The sequence below is a fragment of the Pseudomonas sp. 43(2021) genome, from assembly GCF_017490805.1.
GTDB lineage: Bacteria > Pseudomonadota > Gammaproteobacteria > Pseudomonadales > Pseudomonadaceae > Aquipseudomonas.
The window spans coordinates 1-444 of sequence record NZ_JAFGYJ010000532.1 but is presented as its reverse complement, the minus strand read 5'-3'; the positions used below and the strand labels follow the sequence as shown (position 1 = coordinate 444).

At 58.8% G+C, this 444-nt stretch carries 1 pseudogene; it reads left to right on the top strand.

What is annotated here, in order from left to right:
- Window positions 1–72: 72 nt before the first annotated feature.
- Window positions 73–360: pseudogene (locus tag J5M71_RS28545) on the top strand (cupin domain-containing protein); the annotation flags it as partial.
- Window positions 361–444 lie beyond the last annotated feature (84 nt).

Sequence of the window (444 nt, the reverse complement as noted above, 5' to 3'; positions counted from 1 at the left end):
CCATTGCTGATGCCGAAGGCGATATTTTCCGTGGCCTGGAAGTGGTCGAGCACGCGTGCTCGATCGGCACCCTGCAAATGGGAAAAACTCGAAGGCGACCCGCACACCGTCAACCTCAACGCCTACACCAGCGAAGACGGCAGCAAGATCATGGGCACCTGGATCTGCACGCCGGGCAAGTGGCGCGTCGATTATGTGAAGTGGGAGTACTGCCATTTCCAGGAAGGCTACTGCGTGATCACCCCGGACGGCATGGCGCCGATCCACCTGCGCGCCGGCGATATCTTCGCCGTTGAGCCGGGCATGAAAGGCACGTGGGAAGTGGTCGAGACCGTGCGCAAATATTTCGTCTTCGCCTGATGCAAAAAAGCCGGGAAATCACCCGACGTGATTTCCCGGCAAATGTCCCGGCGTTGCTAAAACCTGTGGCGAGGGGATTTATCC